Annotated in this window: 8 protein-coding genes; 7 read left to right on the forward strand and 1 reads right to left on the reverse strand. The window is 60.4% G+C overall.

Going from position 1 to position 9,679, the window contains the following annotated elements; genetic code table 11:
* Nucleotides 1-167: 167 nt before the first annotated feature.
* The 5 genes from EH55_RS04570 to EH55_RS04590 all read left to right on the forward strand — a co-directional run bounded on the left by EH55_RS04570 (nt 168) and on the right by EH55_RS04590 (nt 3,983).
* Nucleotides 168-425 (forward strand): hypothetical protein, encoded by a 258-nt coding sequence (locus tag EH55_RS04570; protein WP_037973899.1) that lies wholly within the window; start codon nt 168-170, stop codon nt 423-425.
* A 215-nt stretch (nt 426-640) separates the two neighbouring features.
* Nucleotides 641-1,087 (forward strand): hypothetical protein, encoded by a 447-nt coding sequence (locus EH55_RS04575; RefSeq protein ID WP_160170727.1) that lies wholly within the window; start codon nt 641-643, stop codon nt 1,085-1,087.
* Nucleotides 1,088-1,089: 2 nt separating this feature from the next.
* Nucleotides 1,090-1,563 carry a hypothetical protein gene (locus tag EH55_RS04580; RefSeq protein ID WP_051682648.1) on the forward strand — a complete coding sequence of 158 codons (474 nt, stop codon included), beginning with the start codon at nt 1,090-1,092 and terminating at the stop codon, nt 1,561-1,563.
* Nucleotides 1,545-2,147 (forward strand): virion core protein, T7 gp14 family, encoded by a 603-nt coding sequence (locus tag EH55_RS04585; RefSeq protein ID WP_037975211.1) that lies wholly within the window; start codon nt 1,545-1,547, stop codon nt 2,145-2,147. Before EH55_RS04580 ends, EH55_RS04585 begins: the two co-directional genes overlap by 19 nt.
* Before the next feature lie 33 nt (nt 2,148-2,180).
* A complete protein-coding gene (locus EH55_RS04590; RefSeq protein ID WP_037975213.1) occupies nt 2,181-3,983 on the forward strand; it encodes a hypothetical protein in 1,803 nt (600 codons plus the stop codon).
* Between the two features lie 190 nt (nt 3,984-4,173).
* Here EH55_RS04590 and EH55_RS04595 read toward each other — a convergent pair whose 3' ends face one another.
* A complete protein-coding gene (locus EH55_RS04595) occupies nt 4,174-4,578 on the reverse strand; it encodes a PBECR3 domain-containing polyvalent protein (protein WP_051682649.1) in 405 nt (134 codons plus the stop codon).
* Between the two features lie 91 nt (nt 4,579-4,669).
* Here EH55_RS04595 and EH55_RS14760 point away from each other — a divergent pair, with 91 nt between their 5' ends.
* Both EH55_RS14760 and EH55_RS04605 read left to right on the forward strand, forming a co-directional pair.
* Entirely contained in the window at nt 4,670-8,821 is a 4,152-nt protein-coding gene (locus tag EH55_RS14760) for an ADP-ribosyltransferase-containing protein (RefSeq protein ID WP_037975216.1), read from the forward strand.
* Nucleotides 8,822-8,914: 93 nt separating this feature from the next.
* Nucleotides 8,915-9,679 (forward strand): IS256 family transposase (locus EH55_RS04605; protein ID WP_037975218.1); only part of this gene is annotated, 765 nt, incomplete at its 3' end.

Consider the following 9,679-nt stretch of genomic DNA (forward strand, 5'->3'; position numbering starts at 1 on the left):
TTTCTGGGGCTGTGCGAGTTAGGCGTGGGCGAGGCCGGGAGGCTGGCGGCGGTCTATGTCGCCGTCTCGGCCGGACGGCCGTGGGTAAGGCGCGTGATCGACGGGAGGCTGGGGCTGGACGACAAAGCCTGCAAGGGCTGTAAGGACGAAGGAAAGAGGGGCGTCGAATGAACAGGGTTTTTGTTTATCTGAACGGATTGCCGTGGACTAAGCCGATCGCGATTCTGACGTGGGCGGTGAATCTGCTGGTTTTCGTCGCCGCTTGGCTGTTTACGAAAGATATTCCCCCGAACGCCAAGGAGCTGGGCATTTATTTCGGCGGGGTCGTCTTCGCGGCGGCGGCCGGCAAGTCGGGCTATGAAGCCGTGCGAAGGCCGGCGCGCCCTAAAAGACGCGCGGACGATGAAAATGAGGGCGGTCTCTGACGGCCGGCGCCGGTGGGCGCTGCTCGCGGCGGCGGTTTTGCTGGCGGCCGCCGGGTGGTATCTGTGGCGGTGGGGGCAGGCGCGGATCTACGGCGTAGACGGAACGACGCGGCCGCCTGTGGAGACGGCCGCCGTTGACGACGCCGCCGAAAGGCTGAAAAGCGTTATTGAGAAGGCCCAAAGTGAGAGAAATAGATTGCCGGAGGTGGTTGAAAGTGCGAAAAATGTTATTAGGCGCGATGTCGGCCGGCTTGATGATTCTGACGTCGCTGTCCGCTGGAACGACCTGCTGGGGCGATACAGGGAAGATAGAACTGCGGCCGAAGGGATATCTGCTGACAGATGAGGCGTATGTCGTTCCGCTCGCCGACGGGCGCGACACTGTGGAGATGCTGGAGTCTCAGGCGGCGGAGATAGGAGCTCTCAGGAGGTATGTATCTTCACAGGACAGGATAGTCGATACCGTCAGCGCCGACATTGCGGCCCTGGAGGCCGCCAGGATGCGGGAGCGCGAAGCGTGGTCGCGCAGCGTGGAAAGGCTGCAGAAGTCGAACAAAAGGCTCCGGTCGCCGTGGTCGGTCGGGCTGTTCGCCGGGTACGACGCGATCCATCAAGAAGCGTGCGTCGGCGTCGGGCTGGTTTTTTCGTTCTGGCGGTTTTAGCCGTGATTTATCTCGTACGCGCGACGCGCCGCCACTGTATGGAGACGATCGACGATATGCGCGAAGCGGACCGGCGGGAGCTGGAGGCGGCGGAGGGCGACGTAAAGATGGCGGTGCTGCGCGGCTGGCTGGGCTCTTCGTACTGTTTCGCAGCGCGCGACGGGCGCGGGCGGACGCTGGGGCTCTTCGGGGTTTTCCGCGAGGACGCGCACTGGTGGTGCCCCTGGCTTATCGGGACTTCGGCGCTGGATGAGTGCAGGCGGGATTTCGTCAGGCTGTCGGCGGCGCTTTTCCCGCGCCTGCGTGAGCGCTTCCCGAATATGCGCAATTATGTGGACGCAAGAAACGAAAGAAGCGTCCGCTGGCTTAAGCGGCTTGGGTTTCAATTTGGCGACCCGGAGCCTTACGGCGTTGCAGGGCTGCCTTTTTACAGGTTTTGGATAGGAGGTGAAGAGGAGTGTGTAATCCGGTTGTAGCGGCCGTCGCGTCCGTGGCCGGCACGCTCTACTCCGGCGTTGCGCAGATGCAGGCGGCGCGGGAGCAGGCTGACGCAGCGAGGATGCAGTCGGAGTATCAGGCCAGGGCGCTTGAGTTCAACGCGGAGCAGGCGCGCGGCGAGGCGGAGGCGGTGTCGAAGCAGGGAGCCGCCGAGCAGGAGGCGCTCGCCCGCAAGCAGCGCGCGGTTGCGGCTTCCGGACGCGCCGCGGCGGGAGCTTCGGGGCTGCTGGTGGATTCGGGGACGGCGGCCGCCGTGGAGGAGGCTACGGAGCTGGAAGCGGCGCGCGACCGGGACGTGCTGCGGCAGAATTATCAGCGGCAGCGCTTCGGGCTGGTGAATCAGGCGGTGGGGCTCGAGCACCAGGCGGAAGGCACGCGCAGGGGCGGCGAGGCTTACGCCTCAGCCGTGGAGAACGCCGGACGCGCGGCTTTGACGGGCTCGCTTCTGTCTTCCGCCGGCGTGGTGGCCGCCAAGTGGGATGATATGGTCGTGGGAAGGAAGAAGCCCGCGGCCGCCACGGCGCACAGAAGTTTTTATAAGGGCTTCTGGGGGCTGAATTAGCTTGAGAGAAAGCACGCGAGGAGGTTTTCGGCGATGAGGATACGGGGGGCTGAAAGTCTGCCCGAGGTGCGGGACGCGGGGCCGGTCGCTGTGAGGCGCGATTTGAACGATCCAGCCTCCGCCGCGATGGCCGCGGCCGCGGGGTATTCTTCCAAGGCGGGACAATATGTCGCGCAGGGCGCGCGGGATCTGGCGGCCGGCATCGAGAAGATGGCGCGGGACAGGGCGGAGGCGGGGGCGCTGGCCGCTTACAACGATTACGTAAGCCGCAGCTCGCATCTGCTTTACGACCCGAATACGGGGCTGATGCACGCGAAGGGCGCGGGGGCCGAAGGGCTTTCCGGCAGGGCGCATCAGGCGCACAAGGTGTTGAAGGATGAGATCATGAGCGCGCTGCCGGCGGGACAGCGAAGGCTTTTTGCGGAGCGCACGGCCTCGTACGACCGCGGCGTCGGCTCCGCCTGCATGAAGCTGGAGGGGGAGCAGATGTCCCTCTACAAGCAGGAGGAGGCCGAACGGACGCTGAAGACGATATATACGGCGGCCGCCCTGAACCCCGAGGGCTTTTCCATGGAGGCGCAGGAGGACGCCTTCAGGGAGATAACTATCGCCAGGTACGGCGACCAGGGGCCGGAGGCGAATCTCAAGAATTCCGGTCTGGTGCGCTCGGAGTTTTTTATAGGCATGATACAGCAGGCGGCGCAGAACGACCCGACGCGCGCCGAGACGCTGGTGAAGGAGTACGGGGGCTATATCGAGCCCGCCGACGCCCAGAAGCTGAAGGGCGCCGTTGAAAAAGCCGCCCTGCCGGCGAAGGCGCAGGCGGAGGCGCAGAGGCTGCTTGAGAAGTACGGCGCGGACGGGCTGGCAAGCGCTTTGGCCGACGTGCGCGACGCGCACGAGGGGAAGGAAGAGGACGTCTATCTCGGCTATGTGAATTCGCTTTTCGCCGACGCGAAGCAGGAGCAGACGGCGCTGTACAGGCAGACGCGCGGCGAGCTGGCGAAGCTTTATCTTAAGAGCGGGGGGCTCAACGGCGTGGATCTGCAGGCGCTGGTGGACGCGGGAAGGCTCGACGCGGAGGGGGCGCTCATGTGGTCCGAGAGAATATCGGCGGATCGTGAACGGCGCGCCGCGGCGGCCGACAGGAGCGCGAACGCCGCGTATCGCGCCATGCAGCAGGAGGACAGGCTTTTCAAGCTTTCACTGCGGGGGCTGGCGCCGATCCAGCAGGAGCTGCTTGAAGCGTCGCATTATTCCAAAAAGCCGGTAGAGTGGTATGTAAATAATTATGAGAAGGCGCTGGAGGGCGTGGCCGACGGAAGTTTCGACGAGGACAAGCTGGCCGGCATGAAGGCTTACGGCATGCTGGTGGATACGCACGAGAAGGAGCTGGCGCGGAAGCTGAGGGAGCGCGACTCTTCGCCCAGGGCGCTGCAGATACAGCTGAATTGCGCAGCGCAGTTCAGGGAGAAGATGAAGAAGCTGAAGATAGAGGACGAAACTTACGCGCTGCAGGACAGGTTCAATTATGATTATGAGCAGGAACGGAAGAAGAACGGCGGCTTCGTTTCAAATAAGAGGGCGAATGAGATGATGGACGACATCCTGGCGCCGGAGGTCATCGGGCAGACACGGACGTGGCTCGGCGGGGTGCGGGATGTCGCGGTACGCCGCGGCGAGATAGCGCCAGGAGCGGAGAGGGGCGCGGACGGGAAGTGGTATGTGACGGACGCCGACGGGAAAAAGCACGAGCTGATTTTCCCGAACGCGCCGAAGATGCTGCCGCCTTCCGAAGCAAAGAAGTATGAGGGGATGCCGCGGCCGATGAGGTGAGGCGCCCCGCCCGAGGATGCGGAAAAGACGGGAGCAGGGCTCCCGTCTTTTTGCGCCGCTTACGCTGAAACCAAAACCAGGCGGGGCGACCTTCCCGCATCTCCTAACCTCTTGCGAGGGGCGACGGCTGCCCGTTCCGTCCTCAGGGTTTTGTTTTCGTTTATTATGTTACGAAATTTTAAGGGCTCTGTCAAGTTTTTGCATCCTGAGCAGGAGGATGGGCAGGAGCCGGCGGACGTCTCAATCTGCCGGAGTTTACGAAGCGTAGGATTTTGACGCCGCTTACGACGTAGAGGGATCTCACGAAGAGGCTGCCTTCGCCGGAGGCTCTTACGGCGGCTTTTATGAATTCGCGGTTCTCCGGGTATTCTTTTATGTATTCTATGGAGCCGTCTTTTGTGTTGATTCCTACGTAGTCGGGGCTTTCGACGATGGAAGGGATGGACTCCCCGTATTTCGCGTATTCGTAGGGGTGTCTCGACAGCATGTGCCTTATGTTCCCGGGCCCTATGAGTATGGGCGCGCCCGCTGCGAATCGCAGGCCCAGCAGGTTTTTTATTTCGACTGAAAGTGTTCCGACTATCGCATTTGCCATCGCATATCCCCCACGCGGGCAATTATAGCATAGCCGGTATGGGGGGCCGCCTTCGGGCGGTTTTTTATTGAGGAGGCGGTTTTTTGTGAGTATGTTCGACGACGCGATGGAGAGGGACGTCTTCAGCGGGGTGAAGGTGGGGCCGGCTCTTTCGGAGGCGGAGGCCGTGGCGCGGGGGCTTTCCGCGGATTCTCTGGGGCTGAAGCTGGAGGAGGTTTATACGAAGTATGCGGCCGAGGATCCGGAGGCGCACGCGCGGCGCGTCTGGACTGCGGAGGCCGTCGGGGTGCCCCAGTGGATACAGGAGCGCGACGAGATGTACGCCAAGGAGGCGGAGAGGCGCCTGGCGCTGCTGACTAAGGGTATGCCGGACTGGCGCGGGCTTTCGGAGAAGTATCCGCTGACGGCCCGTTTTTTTGAGGATGAGGATGTGATGGCGAGCGCCAATGACGACGTGGAGGCGCTCGCCGCTAAGGAGGGAGAGGCGCGCCGCGCCGGCGCGGTGGCGAAGGCGCTGCGCGGGAAGCTGTCGCGCGGCGGCGCCGGGAGGATGGCGGCGGCTGCAGCTATGCGGAATATGCCGAAGATTTACCGCGAGGAGCCGGAGGAAGGGCTTTCTTTGGGTATGCGCTCGGCTCTCGACGCGCGCCGGATGGAGGCGGGGCGCGAGAGGTATTCGCAGAGGATGCCTATTTCGGATGAGGCCGGGCGGGCGGCGCTTTCCGCCGCCGCTAAGGATCTGTCGTTCGTGAACGACTTTTTGAGCGGGAGTCCTTTCGGGAAGGGCGCGTCCGCCGGGTATGAAATGGCGTCTATCAGCTCGGAGGCCGGCGATCTGTTTGCCGCCGAGGCTTTTTTGGGCAGGAAGGATGAGGCGCGCTGGGTGGCGCTGGAGAAGAGGATGCTGGCGCTCGACCGCGATAAGCCGGAAGGGTGGTTTTCCGGCCTGCTTTATGAAACTGGGAAGTTTTACGGGCAGCAGGCGCGCGGCGCGTGGACCACGGGCGCGATGGGCGCCACGGGGGCGGCTCTGGGGGCTTACGCCGCGTCGCTGGGGGCGGCACTTCCGGGAGCGGCGTCTTTCGGGATGACGAGCGGCGCCCTCGCCGGCGCGGGGGCGGCGGCGATAGTGGGAGCGGCGCCGGTACTGCCGGCGGTGGCGGCGGCCGTTTTCACCGCAGCGGCCGGATGGTGGCTGGGCGCGAAGCTGGGGGTGTTCACGCAGGCGGCCAAGACTGAGGCTGGGCTGGATCTCATCGAACGCCGCATGATGACGGATGAGGAGGGGAATCACCTTTCGAATCTTTCCATAGGGCTGGGCAGTATGGCGGTGGGCGCGGTGAACGGCGCCCTCGAACTGTTTGAGTGGGAGACCGCGGGACGGCCTTTTCTGAGCGTGGCGAGGCGCGCCGTGCCGCAGGCTACGCTTTCGACCGTGTCGGCGGCGGTGACGCGCCGGCTGGCGAAGCTGCCCGCGGCCGCGAAGATAACGGCGCTAGCCGCCAAGGACTGGGGGATCAACGTCTTCACGGAGAGTATGACGGAGGTGATGCAGGACCTGGTCCCCATCACGATAGACGAGATGCAGAAGTATGCGCTGCTGGACGGCTATGATATGCGCACTTTGGGGGAGGTCAACGCGCAGCTCCGCGAGACTTTTGTTTCTTCGCTTTATTCTTTTTCGCTGATTTCGGCGCTCGGGCCGGCCGGCGGGTTTGCCAACAGGGGCGCCCGCTACCGCGTGGAGCTGGCGCGCAGGGAGCTGGAGGCTGCGGAGACTATGAGGCTGAACCGCACGCTTGATTCTTTCGCGGAGAGGCTGTTCGCAACGAAGCTGTTGAAGCGCTTCCCCGGGATGAGCCGCGAGCATACGCAGCGTATTCTTGAGGGAGCTGATCTGTCGCGCGCGTATATGTCGGCCTCCGCGGTGGAGACGCTTTTTCAGGAGGCGCGGAAGGACGAGGGGGCCGCGGCCGCCGATTACGAGAGCGCGAAGGAGTGGGCTGTGGAGGTCCTGGGCGTGGATGAGGAGGATTACGACCGCTCGCTGGATGAGGGGTATAAGATGGAGATCGCGGCGGCGAAGGTGTTCGAGGCCGCCGGCGACGGCGACGCCGTGATGGAGGCGCTCAACAGGGAGTTGAGCTGGAGCCGCGACGGGATGACGTTTTCCGAGGCGGAGGAGGCCGGCAGGAAGGCGGCCGAGCTGCGGACGCGGGATTTTTTCAAGCTGGCGCCGCAGCTTGAGCTTGAGGCGCTGGAGGAGCGCTCCGCCAGGAAGCTGTACGAGGCGGCGAGGATGCAGTTCGAAGAGGAGGGGGTGGAGCGCGAGACGGCGGCCGCCTGGGCGTGGGTGAAGAGCCGCGTGTATATCCCGCTGGCCCGCATGTACAGCGACGCTATGCCGAAGGAGGCGGAAAAAGCCGCCAAAAGAGGCGGGCGCGAACTGGGGCGTTTCCTGCCGGAGGACGTGGAGCGGATGTTCCCGATGGTGATAGAACGCGGGGAGGACGGGAAGCCGAAGGGGCTGGCGTTCACGCAGGCGCCTTGGAGTAAAAACGGCGCCGTCACACGCACGGAGGCTTTCAAAGCGTGGTTCGGCGACTGGGAGAATGACCCGGAAAACGCTAGCCGTATTTTGGACTCAAACGGCGAGCCGCTGGCGGCCTATCGTGGAGACGCGGCCGGCATGACGTCTTTCGGCAGCGCGCAGGGAAATTATTTCATTTCAGATAAGGATACAGCCGAAGGCTATGCTGGGAAGAAGGGCTCTTTATATCCAGTGTATCTTAATATCCGCAACCCGTTCGTTTTTTCCGAGGAGAATGTCGCCTCTTTAAAGGAGGCTCTTTCCGCCCGTTTCGACGACTGGTTCGATATGGACGACTCGGAGCTGGCACACGACGGAGATTTCCAACGGCTCAGGGAGCTGTATGCGGCTTTCAGGAACGACGAGGGCTCAGTCGTAAGGAATTTATATAACGACTTCCTGCCGCAGATGGACGAGTCGATGGACGACGAGGAGGCCCGCGACCTAATGGGGCGTTCGCTCCACGATTTTTATGCGTTTGAGGCGCGCCAGCTTGATTTCAGGGATATGGATATTCTGAATCCATATTTGAGGATGCTGGGCTTCGACGGGATGATCAGGCCTTACGATCCGCTGGCCACCGACGGCGGAAAATCGGAATATATCACTTTCAGCCCGGAACAGGTCAAGTCCGTGGAAAATACGGGGACGTTCGACGCGAACGACTCGAATATTTATTTGCAGCCTGTCAACACTGATGTGAATCCCAACCAAAAGGTCAAGGTGGTGGATTTAAGAAGCGTAAAAGTCCCTAAAGACATTAAGACGCTCAAAGATCTCAAGGCGTATTTGCTGAATTTGCCCGAAGGGCATTTTTCTACCGCCGATAGTAAGGCAATAATCGACGTCCTTCACGTCAATGCGGATCATATCGCTTTTACCAGGTTTCCTTTGCGTAAAATAAACATACCGCAAAAGGAGCATGTCACCGCTAGGAATAAATCAATTGTAAGCTTGAAGGATTTAATCGAGAATTCGGTGCTGGTTGAAAGTGTGCCCAATACTAAAGTTAAACCTATTACAAAGAGCATGAGTAAAGGGCAGGTTAACAAAACACTGAGAAAGAACAGAAAGTCCGTTTATCATCGTTTCTATGTTCCAATAACTATCGACGGTGGTAATTTTTATGTCGTGCGCCTTGTGGCGGAGGAAGACGGGAAGGTTATTACAATAAATCCAACAAAGGTTGACTTATATGATGTAATAATCGAAGATAAGAAAACCGAAAAGCTATCCGCGCTGCTATCCCCCGAGGGGCCCAACGCTGCGCTTTCCGGTTCCCTTATGGTTAGTATACACGATTTATTAAAAAATGTCCCAGATTATCAGGGCAACCCATATTTTACGCAGCCGTCCCGCGGTTCTATCGCTTTTCCCGCTTACGACGGCGGGCCGGTGCGGATCACTCTCGGAAAGGGTGCCGACCGCTCCACGTTCACGCATGAGTTGGCGCATTTGTATCTGTGGCATTTGAAGCGGCTGGCGGCCCTCGATGTCACGTATAACAGGGCGGCCTGGACGGGGCCCACCGCCCGTTGGAACGACGACTTGAAGGTCGTTTCCGGTTGGTGGGGGGAGAACGCGGAAAGTATCGCGCGCCAAGCGGCGGAGTTCGAGTCAAGGAGCGGCACAGCATTATCATGCTATCACTGAGAGAGTATAACAAATTCTGTGTAAACTCCATAGAGAAGAAAGCAAGCCTCCTGGATTGGTGTTAAGATAAATTCAATCCAGGAGGATATTTTTATGGCAAGACAGAGAAAACTGACACCGGAAAGAAAAGCGCTTATTCAGAGTCTCCTTTCCCACTACAAACCGGAAGACGCCCAGGACGTACAGGCTATGCTGAGGGATCTTCTCGGAGATACGATCCAGCAGATGCTGGAAGCCGAGATGGATGACCATCTCGGTTACAGCAAATATGACTACAAGAACAAGCATACAGATGACAGCCGCAACGGCTACAGCCCTAAAACAGTCACCTCTTCGGCCGGAGATATCCCGATCGACGTCCCCAGAGACCGCAAGGGTGACTTCGAACCGCAGTCAGTCAAAAAGAACCAGACCGATATCTCAAATATAGAGGATCAGGTCCTGTCCATGTATGCAAAAGGCATGACGACCCGGGATATCTCGGCTCACCTGCAGTCTATCTACGGTGTGGATGCCTCTGCTGAAATGATTTCGCGAATGACGGATCGAATTCTGCCGATTGCCAAAGAATGGCAGAACCGGCCGCTGGCCAAAAAGTATGCAGTCGTCTTTATGGACGCCGTGCATTTCAATGTGAGGCAGGACGGCCGAACCGTCAAGAAAGCCGTTTATGTTGCTATTGGGACAAGACTGGACGGGCATCGTGAAGTCCTTGGCCTGTGGGTCGGCGGAAATGAGAGCGCCAAGTACTGGGTCGGTGTCCTTAACGAGATCCGTAATCGCGGCACCGAAGATATTTTCATTATCTCCGTCGACGGCCTGACAGGCTTTGCAGATGCGATAAGCGCCGTATKCCCA

Origin of the sequence: Synergistes jonesii (genome assembly GCF_000712295.1) — a bacterium.
In the GTDB taxonomy this organism is placed as follows: domain Bacteria; phylum Synergistota; class Synergistia; order Synergistales; family Synergistaceae; genus Synergistes; species Synergistes jonesii.

Coding starts and splice junctions, on each gene's coding strand:
- EH55_RS04590 (WP_037975213.1), top strand. CDS start 2,181: ATGAGGATACGGGGGGCTGAAAGTCTGCCCGAGGTGCGGGACGCGGGG.
- EH55_RS04570 (WP_037973899.1), top strand. CDS start 168: ATGAACAGGGTTTTTGTTTATCTGAACGGATTGCCGTGGACTAAGCCG.
- EH55_RS04595 (WP_051682649.1), bottom strand. CDS start 4,578: ATGGCAAATGCGATAGTCGGAACACTTTCAGTCGAAATAAAAAACCTG.
- EH55_RS14760 (WP_037975216.1), top strand. CDS start 4,670: ATGTTCGACGACGCGATGGAGAGGGACGTCTTCAGCGGGGTGAAGGTG.